23 protein-coding genes are annotated in these 23438 nt (G+C 68.1%); 16 read left to right on the plus strand and 7 right to left on the minus strand.

The annotated features are described in order from the left end of the window. Positions 1 to 2: 2 nt before the first annotated feature. Complete coding sequence (locus ACJMKZ_RS05825) at positions 3 to 938, minus strand: NADP-dependent oxidoreductase (protein ID WP_405232248.1); 936 nt, start codon at positions 936 to 938, stop codon at positions 3 to 5. A 51-nt stretch (positions 939 to 989) separates the two neighbouring features. Beyond that, on the minus strand, positions 990 to 1706 hold the full coding sequence (locus ACJMKZ_RS05830; RefSeq protein ID WP_405232249.1) for a DsbA family oxidoreductase: 717 nt from the start codon (positions 1704 to 1706) through the stop codon (positions 990 to 992). Between the two features lie 179 nt (positions 1707 to 1885). On the opposite strand from ACJMKZ_RS05830, the gene ACJMKZ_RS05835 reads away from it, so the two are divergent. Next, positions 1886 to 2668, plus strand: a complete 783-nt coding sequence (locus ACJMKZ_RS05835; RefSeq protein ID WP_405232250.1) for an SDR family NAD(P)-dependent oxidoreductase — start codon at positions 1886 to 1888, stop codon at positions 2666 to 2668. Positions 2669 to 2764: 96 nt separating this feature from the next. Here ACJMKZ_RS05835 and groL read toward each other — a convergent pair whose 3' ends face one another. Together groL and groES are read right to left on the minus strand one after the other, a co-directional pair. Further along, positions 2765 to 4405 carry a chaperonin GroEL gene (gene groL, locus ACJMKZ_RS05840; protein ID WP_405232251.1) on the minus strand — a complete coding sequence of 547 codons (1641 nt, stop codon included), beginning with the start codon at positions 4403 to 4405 and terminating at the stop codon, positions 2765 to 2767. Between the two features lie 58 nt (positions 4406 to 4463). Then, positions 4464 to 4754, minus strand: coding sequence for a co-chaperone GroES (groES, locus tag ACJMKZ_RS05845; RefSeq protein ID WP_405232252.1), 291 nt, complete (start codon positions 4752 to 4754; stop codon positions 4464 to 4466). Positions 4755 to 4950: 196 nt separating this feature from the next. On the opposite strand from groES, the gene cutA reads away from it, so the two are divergent. The 12 genes from cutA to purD all read left to right on the plus strand — a co-directional run bounded on the left by cutA (position 4951) and on the right by purD (position 17789). Further along, complete coding sequence (cutA, locus tag ACJMKZ_RS05850; protein ID WP_405232253.1) at positions 4951 to 5301, plus strand: divalent-cation tolerance protein CutA; 351 nt, start codon at positions 4951 to 4953, stop codon at positions 5299 to 5301. Between the two features lie 94 nt (positions 5302 to 5395). After that, positions 5396 to 7744 (plus strand): protein-disulfide reductase DsbD, encoded by a 2349-nt coding sequence (gene dsbD, locus ACJMKZ_RS05855; protein ID WP_405232254.1) that lies wholly within the window; start codon positions 5396 to 5398, stop codon positions 7742 to 7744. Position 7745: 1 nt separating this feature from the next. Then, entirely contained in the window at positions 7746 to 8360 is a 615-nt protein-coding gene (locus ACJMKZ_RS05860; protein WP_405232255.1) for a TlpA family protein disulfide reductase, read from the plus strand. Between the two features lie 139 nt (positions 8361 to 8499). Further along, positions 8500 to 8943, plus strand: a complete 444-nt coding sequence (gene aroQ, locus ACJMKZ_RS05865) for a type II 3-dehydroquinate dehydratase (protein WP_405232256.1) — start codon at positions 8500 to 8502, stop codon at positions 8941 to 8943. 14 nt (positions 8944 to 8957) lie between these two features. Then, entirely contained in the window at positions 8958 to 9446 is a 489-nt protein-coding gene (gene accB, locus ACJMKZ_RS05870) for an acetyl-CoA carboxylase biotin carboxyl carrier protein (RefSeq protein WP_405232257.1), read from the plus strand. A 7-nt stretch (positions 9447 to 9453) separates the two neighbouring features. Next, positions 9454 to 10794 carry an acetyl-CoA carboxylase biotin carboxylase subunit gene (gene accC / locus ACJMKZ_RS05875; RefSeq protein ID WP_405232258.1) on the plus strand — a complete coding sequence of 447 codons (1341 nt, stop codon included), beginning with the start codon at positions 9454 to 9456 and terminating at the stop codon, positions 10792 to 10794. A 15-nt stretch (positions 10795 to 10809) separates the two neighbouring features. Next, positions 10810 to 11694, plus strand: coding sequence for a 50S ribosomal protein L11 methyltransferase (gene prmA, locus ACJMKZ_RS05880; protein WP_405232259.1), 885 nt, complete (start codon positions 10810 to 10812; stop codon positions 11692 to 11694). A gap of 4 nt (positions 11695 to 11698) precedes the next feature. Then, positions 11699 to 13537 (plus strand): DUF3426 domain-containing protein, encoded by a 1839-nt coding sequence (locus ACJMKZ_RS05885; protein ID WP_405232260.1) that lies wholly within the window; start codon positions 11699 to 11701, stop codon positions 13535 to 13537. Then, complete coding sequence (gene dusB / locus ACJMKZ_RS05890) at positions 13528 to 14523, plus strand: tRNA dihydrouridine synthase DusB (RefSeq protein WP_405233144.1); 996 nt, start codon at positions 13528 to 13530, stop codon at positions 14521 to 14523. The genes ACJMKZ_RS05885 and dusB overlap by 10 nt, the downstream gene beginning before the upstream one ends. 79 nt (positions 14524 to 14602) lie before the next feature. Next, positions 14603 to 14881 carry a DNA-binding transcriptional regulator Fis gene (gene fis, locus ACJMKZ_RS05895; protein ID WP_405232261.1) on the plus strand — a complete coding sequence of 93 codons (279 nt, stop codon included), beginning with the start codon at positions 14603 to 14605 and terminating at the stop codon, positions 14879 to 14881. 40 nt (positions 14882 to 14921) lie between these two features. Continuing rightward, the gene (gene purH / locus ACJMKZ_RS05900; RefSeq protein ID WP_405232262.1) at positions 14922 to 16469 is read left to right on the plus strand and encodes a bifunctional phosphoribosylaminoimidazolecarboxamide formyltransferase/IMP cyclohydrolase; all 1548 of its coding nucleotides are present in this window, start codon (positions 14922 to 14924) and stop codon (positions 16467 to 16469) included. Between the two features lie 15 nt (positions 16470 to 16484). Next, entirely contained in the window at positions 16485 to 17789 is a 1305-nt protein-coding gene (purD, locus tag ACJMKZ_RS05905) for a phosphoribosylamine--glycine ligase (protein ID WP_405232263.1), read from the plus strand. Between the two features lie 61 nt (positions 17790 to 17850). Here purD and rho read toward each other — a convergent pair whose 3' ends face one another. Continuing rightward, the gene (rho, locus tag ACJMKZ_RS05910) at positions 17851 to 19107 is read right to left on the minus strand and encodes a transcription termination factor Rho (protein WP_405232264.1); all 1257 of its coding nucleotides are present in this window, start codon (positions 19105 to 19107) and stop codon (positions 17851 to 17853) included. A gap of 191 nt (positions 19108 to 19298) precedes the next feature. Continuing rightward, on the minus strand, positions 19299 to 19625 hold the full coding sequence (trxA, locus tag ACJMKZ_RS05915) for a thioredoxin TrxA (protein WP_405227350.1): 327 nt from the start codon (positions 19623 to 19625) through the stop codon (positions 19299 to 19301). Between the two features lie 279 nt (positions 19626 to 19904). Between trxA and rhlB the strand changes: the two genes are divergently transcribed. From rhlB to ACJMKZ_RS05930, 3 genes are all read left to right on the plus strand, one after another. Further along, entirely contained in the window at positions 19905 to 21302 is a 1398-nt protein-coding gene (rhlB, locus tag ACJMKZ_RS05920) for an ATP-dependent RNA helicase RhlB (RefSeq protein WP_405232265.1), read from the plus strand. A 12-nt stretch (positions 21303 to 21314) separates the two neighbouring features. Next, complete coding sequence (gene cysQ / locus ACJMKZ_RS05925; RefSeq protein WP_405232266.1) at positions 21315 to 22109, plus strand: 3'(2'),5'-bisphosphate nucleotidase CysQ; 795 nt, start codon at positions 21315 to 21317, stop codon at positions 22107 to 22109. An 84-nt stretch (positions 22110 to 22193) separates the two neighbouring features. Then, the gene (locus ACJMKZ_RS05930) at positions 22194 to 22427 is read left to right on the plus strand and encodes a DUF465 domain-containing protein (RefSeq protein WP_405232267.1); all 234 of its coding nucleotides are present in this window, start codon (positions 22194 to 22196) and stop codon (positions 22425 to 22427) included. 1 nt (position 22428) lies between these two features. Here the strand turns inward: ACJMKZ_RS05930 and trhO are convergent, their stop codons facing one another. Next, positions 22429 to 23391: an oxygen-dependent tRNA uridine(34) hydroxylase TrhO gene (gene trhO / locus ACJMKZ_RS05935; protein ID WP_405232268.1), complete on the minus strand. Its 963-nt coding sequence runs from the start codon at positions 23389 to 23391 to the stop codon at positions 22429 to 22431. Positions 23392 to 23438 lie beyond the last annotated feature (47 nt).

The following is a 23438-nucleotide window of genomic DNA, read 5'->3' on the forward strand; positions in this document are numbered from 1 at the left end:
ACTCAGGGCTCGACGACCAGCTTGCCCCGGACGTGGCCCGCACGGCTCTCGGCCAGGGCGTCGAGCGCCTCGGCCAGGGGGTAGCGCCGCGCGACGTGTACCCGCAGTTTGCCGCGGCTCATCATGGCGCCGAGCTCGGCGAGCTGGGCGCCCTCCGGCAGCACGGCGATCATCTCGGCCGAGACCCCGGCCTGGTCGGCCCAGTCCGGGTCCGGCACCTCGACGATGCTCACCAGGCGTCCGCCCGGCCGCAGCACGTTGAAGGAGCGTCGCAGCGTGTCGCCGCCGACGGTGTCGAACACCACGTCGACCGGCTCCACCGCATCCTCGAACGGGCCGGCGGTGTAGTCGACGAAACCGTCCGCGCCGAGTCCGCGGACGAAGTCCTCGTTGCGGCCCGAGGCGGTACCGATCACCGTCGCCCCGAGGGATCTGGCCAGCTGCACGCCCACGGAGCCGACGCCGCCGGCCGCCGCGTGGATCAGCACCCGCTCGCCGGCCGCCAGCCCGGCCGTCTCCACGAGCGCCTGCCAGGCGGTTTCGCCGGCCACCGGTGCTGCTGCCGCCTCCGCATAGGAGAGCGCGTCCGGCTTGCGGGCAATCTCGGTCGGCATGGCGATGACGTACGTCGCATAGCAGCCGCAGCGCTCGAGCGAGACGTAACCGAACACGGGCTCGCCGACGGCGAAGGCATCGACTCCCTCGCCCACGGCCGCCACGTCTCCCGCCAGCTCGCAACCGAGCGTGAGCGGCGGCGTCAGACCGAGGAACTCCCCGAAACCGTCCGCGATCTTCCAGTCCACCGGGTTGACGCCGGCCGCACGCACCCGAACCAGCACTTCTCCGGGCCCGGGCACGGGCCGTTCCGTGGCCGCGAGACGCAGGCCTTCCTCGTCGCGGTAGCGCTCCAGGCGCACCGCCTGCATTTCCTCAGCCAAAAAAAGAACTCCTTCCGAAATCGTCGGCGGCGTCGGCGTGCGGCCCGGTGATCAGTGCAGCGTATCCGACACCGTCAGATCGCTGTCCTCTCCGAACATGGCACGGTCGAAGGCGCCGAGCAAGGTGGCCTCGCTCTGGGCGCCGATCACGAACAGGCGCTTGTTGATCATGTAGTCCGGCACACCGGTCACACCGGCCTTGCGTGCCTGCGCCTCCTCCGCCAGCACGATCCGGTCGATGCGCTCATCGTCCAAGTACTGTGCGGCCGTCTCGGGCGTGAGGCCGGCTTCCCTGGCCAGTGCGACCAGCACGTCGTGGCGGCCGATGTCGCGGCCTTCGCCGAAGAACGCCCGGAAGAGCCCATCGGCGAGTTCGCTCTGGCGGCCCTCGATCTCGGCCAGCTTCATCAGGCGGTGGGCCGCCCGGGTGTTGGGCACGCGAACGATGCGGTCGAAGGCCAGCTCGAGGCCTTCGGCCGCCCCGAGGCGCGTCAGCTGGTCCAGGGCGGGCTGCAGTGCCTCGGGCTCGCCGAACTTGTCGCGCAGGTAGTCCTCCAGAAGCATACCGTCGTCGGGCATGTCGGGGTTGAGCTGGAAGGGGTGCCAGGCAACCTGGACCGGACCCAGCACGGAGGCGAGCGCCTCGTCCAGGCGATGCTTGCCGATGTAGCACCACGGGCAGACGAAGTCGGCGATGACGTCGACGCGCAGCGCGGCGGGCGCCTGTGTCTCGGTACGATTGACGAGCTCTAGGATGCTTTCCTTCATGTCACCGGGGCGCCACGCGCCATTGCTCTCCACACTCCGCGGAACTTGGGGCAGCCGCTGCACTTTTCAATGCCGGTCGGTCCCGTGCGACGGCGCCTGCCGCCGGGCATCCGCGCAGCGAGGCCGCCCGAATACCCAGTTGGAGTATCAGACAGACACTACGGTTCCCGGAGCCTCCCATGACGGACATAAAGCTCGGCAGTTTCGACGCTCCCATAGACGTAATGGTACAGGGCGCCAGCCACGGCATCGGCGCGGCCTTCTGCGCGGCGCTGGCCGCCTCGCCCTCGGTGGCTCACGTCGTCGCGACCAGCCGGCATCCGGAGGCCTCGGAGGCACTGGCCGCGGTCCGCCGGGACATCGGCGACCGGCTGGTCACCGTGCCGCTGGATGTCACCCGCGAGGCCAGCATCGAAGCCGCGGCTCGTGCCGTCTCGGAGCGCGTCGAAAGGCTCTCGCTGATCATCAACTGCGCCGGCCTGCTGCACGACGGCGACGCGGTGCAGCCGGAACGCAGGCTGTCCGAGGTGACCCCGGAGGCGCTGCAGCAAAGTTTCGCCGTGAATGCGTGGGGGCCGCTGCTGGTGGCCAAGCACTTTGCCGGCCTGCTGCCGCGGCACGAGCGTGCCGTATTCGCCAGCCTCTCCGCGCGGGTCGGCAGCATCGGCGACAACCGGCTCGGCGGCTGGTATGCCTACCGGGCCTCGAAGGCGGCGCAGAACATGTTCACCAAGAACCTGTCCATCGAGTTGCCCCGGCGTCATCGCGGCACCCTCGTCGTCGCGCTCCATCCGGGCACCGTGGATACGGGCCTGTCCGCGCCGTTCCAGTCGCGGGTTCCCGACAAGCAGTTGTTCGACGCGCCGCGAGCCGCCCGGCAGCTACTCGAGGTCATCGACGGACTGGACGAGGACGACAATGGCGGTTTCTTCGCCTGGGACGGCCGGCCTATCGTCTGGTGATCGTCTGGTGACCGGGCAAAAGAAAACCCCGCCCGGCGGCGCCGGACGGGGTTTTCGCCTCGATGAGGCTATCGGTCGGAACCGGGCGACGACTTGTTACATCATGCCGCCCATTCCGCCCATGCCGCCCATGTCGGGCATCGGCGGGTGGTCGTCTTCCTTCGGCGCGTCCGCCACCATCGCTTCGGTGGTCAGCAGCAGGCCGGAGACGGAAGCCGCGTTCTGCAGCGCCGAACGGCTCACCTTGGTCGGATCCAGGATGCCCAGCTCGACCATGTCGCCGAACTCGCCGGTGGCGGCGTTGTAACCGTAGTTACCCTTGCCCTCGGCGACGGCGTTCAGCACCACCGAGGCGTCGCCGCCGGCGTTGCTGACGATCTGGCGCAGCGGCTCCTCCAGCGCGCGACGCAGGATGTTGATACCCGTGGTCTGATCCTGGTTCTTGCCTTCCAGCTTCTTGATGCCGGCACGGGCACGGATGAAGGCAACACCACCACCGGGCACCACGCCTTCCTCGACGGCGGCACGGGTGGCGTGCAGCGCATCCTCGACGCGGGCCTTCTTCTCCTTCATCTCCACTTCGGTGGCAGCACCGACCTTGATCACGGCGACACCGCCGGAGAGCTTGGCGACGCGCTCCTGCAGCTTCTCGCGGTCGTAGTCCGAGGAAGACTCCTCGATCTCGGCGCGGATCTGCTCGACGCGGCCCTCGATCTCCTGGGTGCGGCCTGCACCGTCGATGATCGTGGTGTTCTCCTTCGTGATCTGGACCTTCTTGGCCTCGCCGAGATCCTCCAGCGTGGCCTTCTCCAGGGACAGGCCGACCTCCTCGGAGATCACCTGGCCGCCGGTCAGGATGGCGATATCCTGCAGCATGGCCTTGCGGCGATCGCCGAAGCCGGGCGCCTTCACCGCAGCCACCTTCACGATGCCGCGGATGTTGTTCACCACCAGCGTGGCGAGGGCCTCGCCCTCGACGTCCTCGGAGACGATCAGCAGCGGGCGGCTGGACTTGGCGACGCTCTCCAGTACCGGCAGAAGATCGCGGATGTTCGAGATCTTCTTGTCGTACAGGAGAATGTACGGGTTATCCAGCTCGGCCGACTGGCTCTGCTGATTGTTGATGAAGTACGGCGACAGGTAGCCGCGGTCGAACTGCATGCCTTCCACGACCTCCAGCTCGTTGGTCAGCGCCTGGCCTTCCTCGACCGTGATCACGCCTTCCTTGCCCACCTTCTTCATCGCCTCGGCGATGATCTCGCCGATCTCGGTGTCGGAGTTGGCGGAGATGGATCCCACCTGGGCGATGGCCTTGTCGTCCTCGCAGGGCTTGGACAGCTTGTGCAGCTCTTCGACCACCGCGGCAGAAGCCTGCTCGATGCCGCGCTTGAGATCCATGGGATTCATGCCCGCGGCGACGGCCTTCAGGCCCTCGCGCAGGATGGCCTGGGCCAGCACGGTCGCCGTGGTGGTGCCGTCACCGGCCACGTCGGAGGTCTGGGAGGCGACTTCCTTCACCATCTGGGCGCCCATGTTCTCGAACTTGTTCTCGAGCTCGATCTCCTTGGCGACGGACACGCCGTCCTTCGTGACGGTGGGCGCGCCGAAGCTCTTGTCGAGCACGACATTGCGGCCCTTGGGACCCAGGGTCACCTTGACGGCGTTCGCCAGCACGTTCACGCCGGCCATCATCTTGTGGCGGGCGTCATCGCTGAAACGGACTTCTTTTGCAGACATTGTCTCTATTCCTCTTTTCGTAAATTCAGTTGGTGTCTAACGATGATCGACGCGGGGCTCAGCCTTCGATGACCGCCATCACGTCGTCTTCCTTCATCACCAGGTAGTCCTCGCCTTCCACCTTGACCTCGGTGCCGCTGTACTTGCCGAACAGCACCTGGTCACCTGCCTTCAGGTCGAGAGCGCGGACTTCGCCGTTCTCGAGAATCTTGCCTTTGCCGACGGCGATGACTTCGCCCTTGATCGGCTTTTCGGCGGCCGTATCGGGAATCACGATCCCACCGGGGGTCGTGCGCTCTTCCTCCATGCGCTTGATGATCACGCGATCGTGAAGCGGACGAATCTGCATGGGTGCGTCTCCTTCTGGTAAACTGCTGTTTTTGCGATGAATTATGGAATTCTGGACGACGATGTTGTTAGCACTCGCCATCAGTGAGTGCTAATGATAGTGCCGGTCAGCCAAATTTCAAGAGCCGCAGCGGCCGACTGAGTCATGACAGGGCGTCCGCCGCCCGCTATTCTCGGCGCCGGCCAGGGAGATGCTTATGTCAAAAACGCTGCTCGCACTCTGCACCTGCCCGGACGAAGAGACCGCCCGCAGCATCGCCGGGACGCTGGTCGCGGAAAGGAGAGCGGCCTGCGTGAACATCGTCGGCCCCCTGCGCTCGGTCTTCAGCTGGCAAGGCGAGGTCTGCGACGAATCCGAGCTGCTGCTGATCGCGAAGACCACCGAGGCGGCCTGGCCGGGACTGGAGGCGCGCGTCGTGGAACTGCATCCCTATGAGGTCCCGGAGGTCATCGCGACGCCGGTGACGGCGGGGTCCGCGGCCTACCTGGACTGGGTCGCCGCGTCGGTCTCGCCCGCTGTGGACGATTCTGTGACGGAGAAGGAATAATCCCGCGTCCGGCGCGGTCACACTGTATGGCTGCCCGCCTGCGGAGCGACCCGGCCCCGGGGCGTCCGGGGCAACGCCGGTAATGAGAGACAGCATGAGCCCGAACAGATATTCCTTCCGCCGTGCAGCCAGCGCGGCCACCACGCCCGCCGCGGTCCTCCTGACCATGGTCCGGATGGCGACGATGATCGGTATCGTCGCGACCGTCTTCGCGCCGCCGGCCCATGCCGTCTCGCCGGAGGACCTGTTGCGCCCCGAGCAGGCATTCCGCTACCAGGTCGAGGACACCGGCGAGTCGCTGCTCGTCCGCTGGACCGTGGAGCCCGGCTATTACCTGTATCGCCAGAAGCTCGGCATCGGCACCGACAGCGACGACGTCCTGCTGGGCGAACCCGCGCTGCCCACGGGCGAGATCCACGAGGACGAGTACTTCGGGCGCCAGGAGATCTACCGCGGCGACTTCACCATGCAGGTGCCCTACGTCAACGAGGGCGCAGGCGTCGTGACCCTCGAACTCCGCTCCCAGGGCTGCGCCGACATCGGCCTGTGCTATCCGCCCCAGCGCTGGACCACCGAGGTGACGCTGGCGGAGGCCGCGTCCGACACCTCGCCAGCCGTCTCGCTATTCGGCAGCGGCCGCTCTTCCGGCGGTCTGGCCACGACCGGCGGCGGCGAGTTCCTGCCGCCGGACGTGGCGTTCCGCCCGGTGGTGAGCGCCCTGGACCCTTACACGGTCGAGCTCGCCTGGCAGATCGAACCGGGTTATTACCTGTATCGCGACAAACTGTCGGCCGCCGCCGTCAGCGACGGCGTGCAGCTCGGCGCCCTGCAGACGCCCGCGGGCAAGAAGAAGTTCGATGAGTATTTCGGCGAGACCGAGGTGTACTACGACGAGGTCGTCGCCCGGTTGCCGCTGAACCGGGCCAGCCGGCAGGGGCAGAGCCTCATGCTGGAGCTCGGCTTCCAGGGCTGCGCCGAGGACGGTATCTGCTACCCGCCGCTCAAGCGGGAGGTCAGCGTCTCCCTGCCGCCGGCCACTGCCGCCGACGCGCCGCGGCCGCCGGACGACGCGATGGCGATGGCGGCCGCGCCCGTCTCCGAGCAGGACCGCCTGGCCGCGCTGATCGGCGAGGGCAACCTCGCGGCGGTGCTTGCCACCTTCTTCGGCGCCGGCCTGCTGCTGGCGCTGACGCCCTGCGTGCTTCCGATGATCCCCATCCTCTCCGGCATCATCGCCGGCGAGGGCAAGGACGTGACGCCGGCGCGCGGCTTCACGCTATCGCTCTCCTACGTGATGGGCATGGCGCTCACCTACACCGTGGCCGGCGCGCTGTTCGCCGCTGCCGGACAACAGGTGCAGGCGATCTTCCAGCAGACCTGGATACTGGTGACGTTCGCCGGCCTGTTCGTGCTGCTCGCAGCGGGCATGTTCGGCGCCTTCGACCTGCAGATGCCCTCGTCCATACAGACCCGCGTGGCCGCGCTCAGCGGCAAGCAGAAGAGCGGCACCATGGTGGGCGCCTTCGTCATGGGCGCGCTGTCCTCACTGATCGTCACCGCCTGCGTGGCGCCGCCACTGGTGGCGGCACTCGCGGTCATCGGCCAGACCGGCGACGTCTTCCGCGGTGCGGCGGCCCTGTTCGCGCTGAGCCTCGGCATGGGTGCGCCGCTGCTCGCGGTGGGCGCTTCCGCCGGCAAGCTGATGGTGAAGGCCGGCCCCTGGATGGTGGCGGTGAAGAACGCCTTCGGCTTCGTGATGCTGGGGCTGGCCATCTGGATGCTGGACCGGGTGCTGCCCGGCGCCGTCACCCTGGCCCTGTGGGCGGTGCTGATCTTCATGGCCGGCGTCTTCCTGGGCGCGCTGACGCCGCTGACGCCGGAATCGGGTGGAGCGCAGAAACTCGGCAAGGGCTTCGGCGTGCTGGCGATGTTCTACGGCGCCGTCCTGCTGCTCGGCGCACTATCGGGCGGCGACGACCCGCTGCAGCCCCTCGCCGGCACACGGGTGGCGGCGGTGGGCGGCGGCGCGGCCGCGGCCCACGAGGAACTCGAATTCCGCCGCATCAAGACCGTGGCCGACCTGGAGCAGGCCGTGGCCGAGGCGTCGACCCGGGACCAGCCGGTGATGCTCGATTTCTATGCCGACTGGTGCGTCTCCTGCAAGGAGATGGAGAAGTACACCTTCAGCGACCCGCAGGTGCAGGCGGAACTCGACGGCGTCGTCCTGCTGCAGGCGGACGTGACCGCGAACGACGAGCAGGACCAGGCGCTGCTGAAGCACTTCCGCATCTTCGGGCCGCCCTCGATCATATTCTTCGGACCGAACGGCGAGGAGCGCCGCGCCTACCAGGTGGTGGGCTTCATGCCCGCCGACGAGTTCGCCGCCCATGCGGCCCGGGCCGTCGCCCCGGCGCCCGCCGCCGTAACCGCACAGGCAGAATGACATGCCCCGTATCCTGATGATCCTCGTCCTGGCGGTGTCGGTCGCGGCCGGCATGTGGCTTTCCCGATTGCTGCTGCCGCCCGAGAGTCCCGCTAGCGCGCCCGTCGACCGGAGCGCCGCCGAGATGCGGGCCAGCGCCGCGCAGGCGGAGACGGGGGACTTCAGCCTGCCCGACCTGGCCGGCCGGACCCGCACCCTCGCCGACTGGGACGGCACACTGCGGGTGATCAACTTCTGGGCAACCTGGTGCGCCCCCTGCCGGCGGGAGATCCCGCTGCTGAAAGACATCCAGGCGCAGCACGGTGAGGCGGGCATCCAGGTCATCGGCATCGCCATCGACGACGCCGAACCGGTGGCGGACTACGCCGCCGAGATGGCGTTCAACTACCCCGTGCTCATCGGCCAGGAGGATGCCATCGCCGCCGCGGAGAGCTTCGGCATCGATTTCCTCGGCCTGCCCTTCACGCTCATCGTCGCACCGGACGGAGAACTCCTGAACGTCCACGTCGGCGAATTCAACCAGGACCAGGCCGACACCATGGCCTCGGTACTGCGGGACTTCCTGGACGGCACACTGTCGGCCGACGCCGCCCGGCAGGCCCTCGCCGATATCTGACCCGGCGGCGACTCGCCCCCCCTACCGCCGCCCGGCGGCGCCCGCTGACGCCCGCTGCCGGCGATTATTGTGCAATTGCCGGCTATGGGCGTTAAACTCGCCGCTAACTTCGGTGAAAAGGCCGTCTACTGGACTGATCATGCCGCGGCTGCTCCTCTTGAATGGGCCCAATCTGAACCTGCTGGGCAAAAGAGAACCCACGGTCTACGGCGACGAGAGCCTGACCGCGGTTGAGGAGCGTCTGCGCAATCTGGCCGACGAGTTCGGCCACGAGCTGATCTGTTTCCAGAGCAACGCCGAGCACGAACTCGTGGCCCGCGTGCAGGCCTGCGCCGAGGACGGCACCCGCGCGCTGATCGTGAACCCGGGCGCCTATACCCACTCCAGTATCGCGCTGCGCGACGCCCTGCTGGCCGCCGGCCTGCCTTTCATCGAAGTCCATCTCTCGAATGTGCACGCCCGGGAGGGCTTCCGGCATCACAGCTATTTCTCCGACGTGGCCGACGGCACGATCGTCGGACTGGGCGTCACCGGCTACGAACTCGCCCTGCTGGCAGTGCACCGCAGACTGACGGACTCATAAGAGAAGGCAAGCGCATGGATATAAGAAAGGTCAAGAAGCTCATCGAGCTGCTGGAGGAATCCGGCATCGCAGAGATCGAGATCACCGAGGGCGAGGAGGCCGTGCGTATCAGCCGCTACCCGGCCAATGCCGTGGTGGCTACACCGCAGATGTCGCACTTCCCGATGCAGCAGGCAGCGCCCGCCAATCCGGCGCCGGAGCCGGCCGCACCCGCTGCCGAGCCTGCCGCGCCGGCCCGGGAACCCGAGGAGGAGGGCCACGTGGTCACCTCGCCGATGGTGGGCACGTTCTACGCCGCGCCCGCCCCCGGAGCGAGCCCGTTCGTGCAGATCGGCGACCGCATCAAGGCCGGCGATACGTTGTGCATCGTCGAGGCGATGAAGATGATGAACCCGATCGAAGCCGACGTGGACGGCGTTGTGAAGTCGATCCGGGTGCAGAACGGCGAGCCGGTGGAATACGGCCAGATGCTGTTCGTGATCGACCAGCGCGCCGGCTCCTGAGCGGACCATGATCGAAAAAGTCGTCATCGCCAACCGCGGCGAGATCGCGCTCAGGATATTGCGCGCCTGCCGCGAGATGGGTATCAAGACGGTCGCCGTGCATTCGACGGCCGACACCAACCTGAAACACGTGCTGCTGGCGGACGAGACCGTCTGCATCGGCCCGCCCTCCTCCGCCGAGAGCTACCTGGACATGCCGGCCATCATCAGCGCCGCGGAGGTCACCGACTCCGTGGCCGTGCATCCGGGTTACGGCTTTCTCTCGGAGAACGCCGACTTTGCCGAGCGGGTCGAGAAGAGCGGTTTCATCTTCGTCGGCCCGAAGGCGGAGAGCATCCGCCTGATGGGTGACAAGGTCTCGGCCATCCGTGCCATGAAGGAGGCGGGCGTGCCCTGCGTGCCCGGTTCCGACGGCCCCCTCGGCGAGGACGGCGACGAGAACCTGCGCCTCGGCCGCGAGATCGGCTATCCGGTGATCATCAAGGCGGCCGGCGGCGGCGGCGGACGCGGCATGCGGGTGGTCCACAGCGAGGCCTCCCTGCTCGGCGCCATCAACGTGACCCGGGCCGAGGCCAAGGCGGCCTTCGGCAACGACCAGGTCTACATGGAGAAATTCCTGGAGCGGCCGCGGCACATCGAGTTCCAGGTGCTGGCCGACGCCCACGGCAACGCCGTCCACCTCGGCGAGCGCGACTGCTCCATGCAGCGCCGCCACCAGAAGGTCATCGAGGAAGCCCCGGCGCCTGGCATCAGCGACGAGGAGCGCGAGCGGATGGGTGCGCGTTGCGTCCAGGCCTGCCAGGAGATCGGCTACCGCAACGCCGGCACCTTCGAGTTCCTCTACCAGGACGGCGAGTTCTACTTCATCGAGATGAACACCCGTCTGCAGGTGGAGCATCCGGTCACCGAGATGGTCACCGGCATCGACATCGTGAAGGAGCAGCTGCGCATCGCCGCCGGCGAGAAGCTCGGCTTCACGCAATCGGACATCCGTGTCACCGGGCATGCCATCGAGTGCCGCATCAACGCCGAGGACCCGAAGACCTTCATGCCTTCGCCCGGCATGGTCCAGCTGTGGCACTCGCCGGGCGGCCCCGGCATCCGCGTGGACAGCCATCTCTACAGCGGCTATCGGGTGCCCCCTTACTACGATTCATTGATCGGCAAGCTGATCGCCTACGGCGAGAACCGGGAATCCGCGATCGCCCGCATGCAGATCGCGCTGACGGAGATCGTGATCGAGGGCATCAAGACCAACGTGCCGCTGCACCAGGAGATCATGACCCACCAGGCCTTCAAGACCGGCGGCACGAATATCCACTACCTGGAGAAGCGCCTCGGTCTGTGAACCGGCGCCGGCGGGATGTCTTGGCGTCAGTTCACCATGGCTCTGGACGGGCTCGACCCGGAGCGGGTGGAGGCCGCGCTGGAGGACCTCGGCGCCGGCGCCGTCACCTACTCCGACGCTGGCGACTCGCCGGTGCTGGAGCCCGCGCCGGGCGAGACCCCGCTCTGGCCCGCCACCCTCGTCACCGCGCTGTTCGACGACGATCTCGACGAGGAAGCCCTGAGTGCCGGCCTGCGCGCCGCGCTCGAACTGGACGAACTTCCGGCATGGCGAGTGGAGACGCTGGCGGACCGCGCGTGGGAGCGGGAGTGGTTGCGCGACTTCCGGCCCATGCGTTTCGGGCATCGCCTCTGGGTATGTCCGACCGGCAGCGTGGTGGAAGAGCCGAACGCAGTGGTGCTGAACATGGACCCCGGCCTCGCTTTCGGCACCGGCACCCACGCGACCACGGCCCTGTGTCTGGAATGGCTCGACGCGGCCCGCGTCGACGGACTCAGCGTCCTCGATTACGGCTGCGGTTCGGGCATCCTCGCCATCGCCGCCCTGCTCCTCGGCGCCGGGCAGGCGAGCGCCACCGACATCGACGCACAGGCCCTCACGGCAGCACGGGCAAATGCGGGACGCAACAGCGTCGCCGGGCGTCTCGGCGTCGTCGCCCCGGACGAACTCGGCGACGCCGCGTTCGACATCGTGCTGGCGAACATCCTCGCCGCCCCCCTGGTCGGACTCGCACCGCGGCTGGCCGCACTGACCCGGGGCGGCGGCGAGATCGTGTTATCGGGTATCCTCGCGAGTCAGGCGGACGAGATCCGCGCCGCCTATGAGCCCTGGTTCGAGACCGCGCCGGCGGTCGCACGCGAGGACTGGATCATGATCAGCGGCAGGCGCCGGGAAGACTGAGGCCGTGTACACCCAATGCACCGAATGCCGGACCGTCTACCAGATCGGGCCGGAAGATCTGAAACGCGCCCACGGGCGGGTGCGCTGCGGCGCATGCGGGACGGTGTTCGACGCACTGGAAACGCTGTCCCACGAGCCGCCGCAACCGGCCGAGCCGCCGGCACCCGAGCCGGAGTCGATCGAAGAGCCGGCGCCGGAGATCGGCGCCGAGGCCGGGCCGGAACCGGAGCCGGAATCCGAACCGAAGCGGGAGCCGGAGCCGGAGCCGGAGCCGGAGCCGGAGACCGAGACCGAGACCGAGACCGAGACCGAGTCTGCAGGGAGTCCGGCGGAAGAAGCGGAATGGACGCCCGCGCCGATGGAGGAGCCCGAAGCGCTGTGGCAAGCCGCGCCGGAAACCGGATCGGAACTGGAATTCCGGCCCGAAACGGGGCCCGAGGCCGAACCGGAACCCGAACGGGAATCCGAGGCCGAACCAGAACCCGAGGCCGAACCCGAGCACGAGCCCGAACCGGAAGGCGAACCCGAGCGCGAGCCCCAGCGCTTCGACGACGACACGCCCCTGGAGGAAATCCTGGCTTCCTTCGGCGGTGAACTTGCCGCTGAGTCTGACGAAGAGGAAGGCGAGCCGCGGCACGAAGCCGCCGCGGCCGGCCCGCAGACGGACGGTCCGGCCGGGAAACCGGCAGAGCCGACGCCCCATGCCGGCGAAGACGCGGGGGAGACCGGCGATCTCGGCGACGAGGACGAGTGGCGGGCACTGCTCGCCGAACTCGAGCTGGACGAGACCACCCTGGGACTCGGGCTGGAGCATGAGACCGGCGACGAGAACAGCGCCCCGGCCGCGCAACGACCGGAGGCGCAGGCGCCGCTCGAAGAGCTCACCCTCGCCGAAGAGCCGGCGGAGGAGGCGCCGTCAGCGCCCGAGAAAGCCGCGGCGCCGGAGGAACCCACGGTGGCCGAAGAACCGACGGCGCCCGACGAACCCGCGGTGCCCGAACAGCCCGCCACGGCCGGCGACCGGACGGACGAAGCGGAAAAGGAGGGCGAGCGTCCCGCTGCCGGCGAAGACCGGGACGACCTCGCGGCATCCGCGGCCCTGTTCGACGAGATCGTGCAGAGCGGCGAGTTCGCGGCGATCCTCCGCCCCGACAGCGACGCCGCGGCGGCCGCCGTCGAGGAGCGCGGGCGGGAAGATCGCGGGGAGTCGCAGCCGGCCGCCGAAGCCTCCCGGGAGATCGACAGCGAGACGGCCGGGGGTGCGGCCCGGGAGCCGCCTGCGGAAGACGGCGAAGAGGAGATCATCGACCAGACACTGCTGCCGCGCCGCCGCGGACGGTCGCTGACGCTGCTGTGGTCGGCGGCCGCCTTGCTGCTGGTCGCGGCGCTCGGCGCCCAGGTCATCCACGGCCAGCGTGCCGAGCTGGCGACGCATCCGGAATTCGGTCCCCGCCTGCAGCAGATCTACGGCCTGTTCGGCGCCGACGTGCAGCCGCGCTGGGACATCGGCGCGCTGTGCGTCGAGTCGTCCAGCGGCGATGCCAGCAGGGATTCGCTGCAGATCACCAGCGTCATCGTTCACCAGGGCGACCGGCCCCAGCCCTATCCGCTGCTGCACGTCTCGCTGACGGACCGCTGGCAGAGCGTGATCGGCAGCCGCTCGGTCGAGGCTGAGGACTATCTGCCCGAGGGGGATTTGCGCGACGTCCGCATGCATCCGGGCGATCGCGTGCGCGCCCGCGCCCGTCTGTCGGATCCGGGCAGCGAGGCGTCAGGCTACGAACTGCATGTCTGCTACCGGGGCGCTGAAGGCGACCTGCGCTGCTCCGGCGCCTGCCGCTAATGCGCATCGGCACCATCGACATCGCGTCGCCCGTGCTGCTCGCCCCCATGGCGGGCACCACCGACCTGCCTTTCCGCCGCCTCGCGCGCCGGTTCGGGGCGGGCCTGGCCGCCACGGAGATGACCACCGCGGACACCTCGCTCTGGCGCTCGGAGAAGTCACGGCACCGACTGCGCCTGGAAGGCGATCCCTGGCCACGGGTGGTGCAGATCGCCGGCAGCGATCCCGCGCCGATGGCGGAGGCAGCCCGCGCCGTCGCCGACGCCGGCGCCGACATCGTCGACATCAACATGGGCTGCCCGGCCAAGAAGGTTTGCCGCAAGCTCGCCGGCTCGGCGCTGCTGCAGGACGAGCGCCGGGTCGCCGACATCCTCGCCGCGGTCGTGGCCGCGGTCGACGTACCCGTCACGCTGAAGACGCGGACCGGCTGGAACCCCGATAACCGCAATGGCGTGCGCGTTGCGAAACTCGCCGAGGACTGCGGCATCCGGGCGCTGGCCATCCACGGACGCACCCGCGCCTGCCGCTTCGCCGGCAGCGCGGAATACGCGACCATTGCGCAGGTCGTCGACGCAGTCTCCATACCGGTGATCGCCAACGGCGATATCGACGGTCCTGAAAAGGCACTCGAAGTTCTGCGCGTAACCGGCGCCGCCGCGGTGATGATCGGCCGGGCGGCACAGGGCCGGCCGTGGATATTCCGGGAGGTCCTCCACCATCTGCGTCACGGCACCGCGCCGCCGCCTGTGGACGCTGCCGAGCTCCGTGCTATCATCACCGCCCACCTGCAAGACCTGCACCGTTTCTATGGGGAAGAGCGCGGTGTCCGGGTGGCACGCAAACACCTGTCCTGGTACAGCCGCCATCTGACGGATGGTGATGAATACCGACGCCAGGTGGTGCGCGTTGAGAGCGCCAGGGAGCAACTGCTCCTCACCGAGCGCTTTCTCGACAGCACGGACCGGGCCGGTGCACGAGCCGCCTGATCCCGCTGTTCAGCAGCAACAGTCAACGGAAGCGCTGCGGCCGGCGGTCGTGGCGGCGATCTGCGGGGAACGAATCGACGTGGCTCCATCGACACGAAAGAAGAAGCGAAAGCCGACGCTCGGCAACGACAAGTCCCTGAGCGACCACACCCAGGAAGCCCTGAACCAGTATTTCGAGAGCCTGAACGGCTACCGGCCGGGGGATCTCTACGAACTGGTGCTCAGCGAAGTGGAGAAGCCGCTGCTGCGCACGGTGCTCGAATACACCGGCGGCAACCAGAGCGAGGCCGCCTCGATCCTGGGCATAAACCGGGGCACCTTGCGGAAGAAACTGAAGGCGTACGCGTTGCTGCGCTGAGCGGCCGTCGGCGCCAGGACACACACCGGGAGCAGAGCCGATGACGCGACCCCGCCGCGCGCTGTTGAGCGTCTCCGACAAGACCGGGGTGGTGGAACTGGCGCGGGGCCTGGCCGGCAGCGGCTACGAGCTGCTCTCCACCGGCGGCACCGCCGGCGCGCTGCGAGATGCCGGTCTGGAAGTCACCGACGTCTCGGCGCACACCGGTTTCCCCGAGATCATGGACGGCCGGGTGAAGACGCTGCACCCGAAGATCCACGGCGGACTGCTGGGCCGCCGGGATACCGACGCCGCCGTCATGGCCGAGCACGGCATCGACGCCATCGACGTACTCGCCGTCAACCTCTATCCCTTCGAGCAGACGGTCAGCGCGGCGGATGCGACCCTCGCCGACGCCATCGAGAACATCGACATCGGCGGCCCCGCCATGATCCGGGCCGCGGCGAAGAACCACCGCGATGTCCTCGTACTGGTGGACCCGGCCGACTACGAGGCCGTCCTCAGCGCGCTGGATGAAGGCAGCGTGGACGAGGCTCTGCGCCTGCGCCTCGCCGCGAAGGCCTATACCCATACGGCCAGTTACGATGCGGCCATCTCGGCGTGGCTCACCGAGGCGGCGGGTGACAGCCGGCTCGGCGAGCGCTTCGCCGCAGGCGGGCGGCGCATAGCCAGTCTGCGCTATGGCGAGAACCCCCACCAGCAGGCCGCCTTCTATGCCGATGCGGGCGACCTGCGCGGCACGCTGGCGGGCGCGGACCAGATCCAGGGCAAGGCGCTTTCCTACAACAACATCGCGGATGCCGACGCCGCGCTCGAATGCGTACGCCAGTTCGAAGGCCACGCGTGCGTGATCGTCAAGCACGCCAACCCCTGCGGCGTGGCCGCTGCCGGGTCGCAGCTCGAGGCCTACGAGCGGGCCTACGCCACCGATCCGGTATCCGCCTTCGGCGGCATCATCGCCTTCAGCGCGCCGCTGCAGAAGAAGGTGGCCCGCGAGATCCTGGATCGGCAGTTCGTGGAAGTCATCGTGGCCCCGGCCCTGGCCGATGGCGCCGCCGAGGTGCTGGCCGCGAAGAAGAACGTGCGCGTTCTCGTCACCGGCGAGACGCGGCCCCCGCGGCCGGCCGTCGACCTGAAGAAGGTCTCCGGCGGTCTGCTGGTGCAGGACCGGGACGATGGCCGCATCGAGGCGGGCGAGCTGCGCGTGGTGACCCGCCGCGAACCCTCGGCCGGCGAGATCGCCGATCTGATGTTCGCCTGGCGGGTGGCCAAATACGTCAAGTCCAACGCGATTGTCTTCGCCCGCGGCAGCGCCACCATCGGAGTGGGCGCCGGTCAGATGAGCCGGGTCTACTCCACGCGCATCGCCGCCATCAAGGCGGCCGATGCCGGGCTCTCCACGAAGGACGCCGCCATGGCGTCCGACGCCTTCTTCCCGTTCCGCGACGGCATCGACTCGGCGGCCGAGCACGGCGTTCGGGCCGTGATCCAACCCGGCGGTTCCGTACGCGACGAGGAGGTCATCGCCGCGGCCGACGAGCACGACATCGCGATGGTGTTCACCGGCATGCGGCACTTCCGTCACTGAGCCGGAGGAGTTGCCTTGAAGATACTCATCGTGGGCGGCGGCGGGCGCGAGCACGCGCTGGCCTGGAAATGCGCCGCATCACCCAGGGTCGACGAAGTCGTGGTCGCGCCGGGCAACGCAGGCACCGCGCTGGAACCCGGGGTCCGCAACGCCGCGGTGGCGGCGGACGACATCGAAGGCCTGCTCGCGCTGGCCCGCCGGGAGGACGTCGATCTCACGATCGTCGGTCCGGAGGTCCCGCTCGTCGCAGGCGTCGTCGACTCCTTCGCGGAGGCCGGGCTGCGCTGCTTCGGACCCCGCGCACAAGCCGCGAGGCTGGAAGGCTCCAAGGCCTATACCAAGGACTTCCTGGCCCGCCACCGCATCCCCACGGCCGCCTACGGCAACTTCACCGAACTGACGCCGGCGCTCGACTACATTCGCGGGCAGGGCGCGCCGCTGGTGGTGAAGGCGGACGGCCTCGCCGCCGGCAAGGGCGTGGTGGTCGCCCACACCGTCGAGGCCGCGGAGGAGGCAGCGCGGAACATGCTCCAGGCCGGCGCGTTCGGCGGTGCCGGCCAACGCATCGTCGTGGAGGAGTTCCTGCAGGGCGAAGAGGCGAGCTTCATCGTCATCACCGACGGGCGCCACATCCTGCCGCTGGCCACCTCCCAGGATCACAAGGCCCGGGACGAGGGCGACACCGGCCCGAACACCGGCGGCATGGGCGCCTACTCCCCTGCACCGGTCGTCACGCCCACGATAGAACGCCGCATCATGGACGAGGTGATCCGCCCCACCATCGACGGACTGGCGGCGGACGGCGTCGACTACCTGGGGTTCCTGTATGCCGGGCTGATGATCGACGAGAGCGGCGCGCCGCGGGTGCTCGAATTCAACTGCCGCTTCGGCGACCCGGAGACCCAGCCCATCATGGCGCGGCTGGAGAGCGACCTGGTCGAGCTCTGCGAGGCCGCGCTGGACGGCCGCCTGGCCGACGCGAAGGCGCAATGGGATCCCCGCGCCTCACTCGGCGTGGTGATGGCCGCAGGCGGTTACCCGGACGACTATCCCAAAGGCGACGCCATCGCGGGCCTGGATCGCGCCGCAGCCGTGGACGGCGTCAAGGTCTTCCATGCCGGCACGCGCATGGACGGCGATCGGGTGGTGACGGCCGGCGGGCGCGTGCTCTGCGTCGTGGGGCTCGGCGCGAGCGTCACGGCAGCGCGGGACTCGGCCTACCGGGGCGTCGACTGCATCCGCTGGGATGGCGTCTATTTCCGCCGCGACATCGGTCACCGCGCCATCGCCCGCGAGGCCGCTGCCGCGGCCGACCGCTAGAACCGCACAGGCACCGCCGACTGTACTGATGCGGAGACGGCGGCGCCGTCTCAGCGGTTCCTCAGCGCTTCATTGCCTCGAAGAACTGGACGTTCGTCTTGGTGTCCTGCAGCTTCGACAGCAGGAACTCGACCGCGGCGAGCTCGTCCATCGGATGCAGCACCTTGCGCAGCACCCACATCTTCTGCAGCTCGTCCGGCTGGGTCAGATACTCTTCCTTCCGGGTACCGGAGCGGTTGATGTTGATGGCCGGGAACACCCGCTTCTCGGCGATGCGCCGATCCAGGTGGATCTCCATGTTGCCGGTGCCCTTGAACTCCTCGTAGATGACATCGTCCATCTTCGAGCCGGTGTCGATCAGCGCCGTGGCGAGGATGGTAAGCGAGCCGCCCTCCTCGATGTTGCGTGCCGCGCCGAAGAAGCGCTTCGGCCGGTGCAGGGCGTTGGCGTCCACGCCGCCCGTCAGCACCTTGCCGGACGACGGCACCACGGTGTTGTAGGCACGTGCCAGACGCGTGATGGAGTCGAGCAGGATCACGACGTCGCGCTTGTGCTCGGTGAGCCGCTTGGCCTTCTCGATCACCATCTCGGCCACCTGCACGTGACGGCTGGCCGGCTCGTCGAAAGTGGAGGAGACGACTTCGCCGCGCACCGTGCGCTCCATCTCGGTGACCTCCTCGGGCCGCTCGTCGATGAGCAGCACGATGAGATCGCACTCGGGATGGTTCGCCGCGATGGCCGAGGCGATGTTCTGCAGCAGCATGGTCTTGCCGGCCTTCGGCGGCGAGACGATGAGGCCGCGCTGGCCCTTGCCGATGGGTGCGACCATGTCGATGATGCGTGCCGTCAGGTCCTCGGTACTGCCGTTGCCCTGCTCGAGCTGCAGCCGGTCCTTCGGGAACAGCGGCGTCAGGTTCTCGAACAGCACCTTGCTCTTCGCGTTCTCCGGCGCGTCGAAATTGATCTGCCCCACCTTCAGCAGCGCGAAATAGCGCTCGCCGTCCTTCGGCGGGCGGATCAGGCCGGAGACGGTGTCGCCGGTGCGCAGGTTGAAGCGCCGGATCTGGCTGGGCGACACGTAGATGTCGTCCGGACCGGCCAGGTAGGAGCTGTCGGACGAGCGCAGGAAGCCGAAGCCGTCCTGCAGGATCTCCAGCACGCCGTCGCCGTAGATGTCCTCGCCCTGCTTCGCATGCGCCTTCAGCATCGCGAAGATGATGTCCTGCTTGCGCGAGCGTGCGAGGCCTTCCAGCCCCATCTCCTCCGCAAGCTCCACCAGCTCCGACGCGGGACGCGTCTTGAGCTCGGTGAGGTTCATCACATTCTTGCTGTCGGCCAGCTGCTCCGGCGTGATGACCTCGAGATTCTCCTCGTCGGCCGGGAGATCCTCGTAGCCGTGCTGCGTGTTGCCGCTTTTCCGCCGGCGCGGTTTGCGCGGCGGTCCATTCTGATTTTTCGGACGGGAAGATTGCTTCGACCGTCCTCTTGCTTGATTACCCAAGTAGCCTCTCACAAGTTGGCATCCAAAAACTCGACAAGTTGCGATTTCGACATCGCACCCATTTTCTGTGCCTGTACTGCTCCGTCACGGAACAGCATCAGGGTAGGGATACTGCGGATCCCGAATTTCGGCGGCGTGTTAGGATTCTCGTCGATGTTGATCTTCGCCACCTTCAATCGATCGCCGTACTCGCCGGATACGTCATCGAGCAGCGGCGCAATCATCTTGCAGGGACCGCACCACTCCGCCCAGAAGTCCAGCAACACCGGACGATCGGACTGCAGTACGTCCTGCTCGAACGTCGCGTCACTCGTATGAACGATCTGGTCAGTCACCGCTGTTAACCTCCCCGCAGTATCGAATGATTCAGTGTCCAGAGTCGGAGCTACCCCGACAGCGCATATTTCTTTCGGCACCGGACCAGGCAGGTGACGGCGCCTTCCCGATCAGGCAATATGTCGCAGCTTTCTCGCCGGTCTTGTGCGGCTTCTCTTGAGATTTGGTGGTAGCGAATTCTGGCAGGTGCGACGGCTGTCGCAGCGAACTGGGGTTAATTTGAACCCTTCGCGGCCGAATTTGCAAGCCTTACATTCACTTTTTCCCCACGGGAACCCATGTCTGAAAATCATCTGAGCGAACTGGCCTTCAGGGATCTGGAGCTGCCGGACGCGATACGCAAAGGCATCGAAGATGCCGGTTTCGAATACTGCACGCCGATCCAGAGCCGGACGCTGCCCATCGCGCTCGAGGGCCGCGACGTCGCCGGCCAGGCGCAGACCGGGACGGGCAAGACGGCCGCGTTCCTTATCGCCCTCTTCGATCGGCTGCTCGCGAGCGAGCGGCCGGACAGCAAGCAGTCGGCGCCGCGTGCGGTCATCCTGGCCCCTACCCGGGAACTCGCGGTGCAGATCGCCGCCGACGCCGAAACCCTGGGCAGCCACACGGGTCTCGAGCTCGCGCTGGCCTACGGCGGCAAGGACTACGACAAGCAGCGCGACCACATCACCGCCGGCATCGACGTATTGGTCGGCACGCCGGGACGCCTCATCGACTACTTCAAGCAGGGTGTGTTCAACCTGAACCACGTGGAGGTCATGGTGCTGGACGAGGCCGATCGCATGTTCGATCTGGGCTTCATCAAGGACATCCGCTACGTGCTGCGGCGCCTGCCCCCGCCGACCGAACGGCTGAACATGCTGTTCTCGGCCACCCTCTCGCACCGGGTGATGGAACTCGCCTACGAGCACATGAACGATCCGGAGCTGATCCGCATCGAGCCCGAGAAGGTGACGGCCGACCGCGTGCGCCAGGTCATCTACTATCCCTCCAACGAGGAGAAGCTGCCGCTGCTCATCAAGCTGCTGCGCGAGAGGGACGCCAAGCGCACGATGGTGTTCGTGAACACCAAGCGGGAGGCGGAAAGACTCGAGGACACGCTGCGCGCGAACGGCATCAACGCCCAGGCCATCTCCGGCGACGTCCCCCAGCGCAAGCGCGAGCGCATGCTATCCGACTTCCAGAGCGGCGAACTCGCGGTGCTGATCGGCACCGACGTCGCCTCACGCGGCCTGCACGTGCCCGACGTGAGTCACGTGTTCAACTACGACCTGCCCCAGGACCGCGAAGACTACGTGCATCGCATCGGCCGCACGGCGCGGGCGGGCGCATCGGGCGACGCCATCAGCTTCGGCTGCGAACAGTACGTGGTGTCGCTGCCCGACATCGAGGACTACATCGGCAACAAGATCCCGGTGGCGAGCTTCGATCACGAGGCGCTGCCGGAGATCGAGCGCCCGCCCCGGCGGCCGCGCAAGCGCATCGGCGACCGCCCCGGCGGCGGCGGCAGGCCGTCCCGCGGCGGCGGGCGCAGCGGCCGTGGGAGCGGCGGCGGCAGCGGCAGGAAGGCCCGCTCCGACGACGGCGGCAGCAAGGCCAAATCCGGCGACGGCGGCGAGAAGAAGAAGCGGCGCCGACGCAGGAAGACGAAGAAATCCGGTGATGCCGGTCAGTAACACGGAGGATACGTGCAGAACCGACAGCAACTCCTGAAGAACGTGGTGGCCGTCACCCGGGATGCCGGTCAGGCCATCCTGGAGGTCTATGAGACCGACTTCGACGTGGAGAACAAACAGGACGACTCCCCCATCACGGCGGCCGACCGCGCGGCCCACGACATCATTGTGCAGGGCCTGAAACAGCTGACGCCCGGCATGCCCGTGCTGAGCGAGGAAGACGGCATGCCGTCCTACGGCGAGCGCAGCGCCTGGCAGCGCTACTGGCTGGTGGACCCCCTCGACGGCACGAAGGAGTTCGTCAGCCGCAACGGCGAGTTCACCGTGAACATCGCCCTGGTGGAGGGCCATCAGGCAGTGCTCGGCGTCGTGCACGTGCCCGTGCAGGGCAAGACCTACACCGGCCTGCACGGCTACGGCGCGCGGCGTCTCGTCGACGGCGGGAGCAGCGAGGCCATCCGCGTCGCCGAGGAATCTGCATCTCCGGTACGCGTGGTCGGCAGCCGCTCGCACCGCGGCGCAAGTCTGGACGCCTGGCTCGAGGAACTGGGCGAGCACGAACTCGTACCCATGGGTTCGTCGCTGAAATTCTGCGTCGTCGCCGAAGGAGGCGCCGACGTCTATCCCCGGCTCGGTCCGACATCGGAGTGGGATACCGCTGCCGCCCAGGCCGTGGTGGAGGCCGCCGGCGGGCGCGTTACGGTGGCCGGCGGCTCGCCGCTGGCCTACAACGCCAAGGCGGACATCCTGAACCCGCACTTCCTGGTGACGGGCCCGCAGGACCGCCAGTGGCCGCCTATTGGTTGATAGATGGGTCGAGACCGAGGCTGAGACCCGGGCTGCGACCGGGAAAGACTGGACAAGCGCCGGATTTCGGCTTACTAAGAAAGCGTGGACGGCGAGATCACCGACAACAACAACGTCGAGAACGACGCATTCCGGGACCTGGAGCGCCTGCGGGAGCTTCGCATCAGCCATCGGGACCTGGACGACCTCATCGACCGCCTGTCGGAGGATCCCCTGGTCGACCAGCTCCGGCTGCGGCGCCTGAAGAAGCGCAAGCTGCAGCTGAAGGACATGATCACCCGCCTCGAGAGCGAACTGATCCCCGACCTGAACGCCTGAGCTACTCCTCTTCCCTGGCTTCGTAAACGGCGCCGATATGCCGCTCGCCGCGGGCCTCGGCCAGTTCCACCTGGCGGCGCCGCTCGGCCAGCCGCTCGGCGCGGTCGGCGTCGACGTCGCCGTGGCAGTGGGGGCAGCTCACGCCCTCTTCGTAGAGCGGCGATGCCACGTCCGCGGCGGACAGCGGCCGCCGGCAGGCGTGGCATTGCACGTAGTGGCCGGGGGCCAGGCGCCGGTCCACGGCCACCCGGCTGTCGAAGACGAAGCACTCGCCCTCCCAGCGGTTGTCGGGCGATTCCGCCATCTCGTCCAGATAGCCGAGGATTCCGCCTTCCAGCTGGTAGACCCGCTCGAAGCCCATCTCATGCATCATGGCCGTCGCCTTCTCGCAGCGGATGCCGCCGGTGCAGTACATGGCGATGGGCCGATCGCGCACGCCGGCCAGCCGTTCGTCGACGAAGGCCGGGAAATCGCGGAAGCTGTCCGTGCCGGGATCGACGGCGCCGGGGAACCGCCCCACGTCGATCTCGTAGCGGTTGCGCGTGTCGATGACCAGCGTCTCCGGATCCGAGATCAGCCGGTTCCACTCTGCCGGCGCAACCCGCTCGCCGGTGAGCGCCGACGCGTCGACGTCGGGCCGCCCGAGGCTGACGATCTCCCTGCGCAGGCGCACCCGCAGCCGCCGGAAAGGCGGCTCGTCCGCGCGCGACCAGCGGCCCTCCAGGCCCCCAAGCCCCTCCATGCCGCCCAGCCAGTCGAGCATCGACACGAGTTCGCCGCGCTCGCCGGCGAGTGTTGCGTTGATGCCTTCCGGCGCCAGCAGGACGGTGCCGAGCAGATTTCGCTCGCGTCCGGCCGCGAGCAGCGGCTCGCGCAGCTGCCGGTACGCCGACAGAGAGACGAAACGATAGAAGGAGACGACGTCGCAGGCGTAGCCGTCCGTGCTGCGGGGAGTGCTGCTCATGGACGCAATTGTACGCAACACCGGGCACCCGGGGTGCAGATGCAGGC

The sequence above is a fragment of the Lentisalinibacter salinarum genome (genome assembly GCF_040706555.1).
In the GTDB taxonomy this organism is placed as follows: domain Bacteria; phylum Pseudomonadota; class Gammaproteobacteria; order Steroidobacterales; family Woeseiaceae; genus Lentisalinibacter; species Lentisalinibacter salinarum.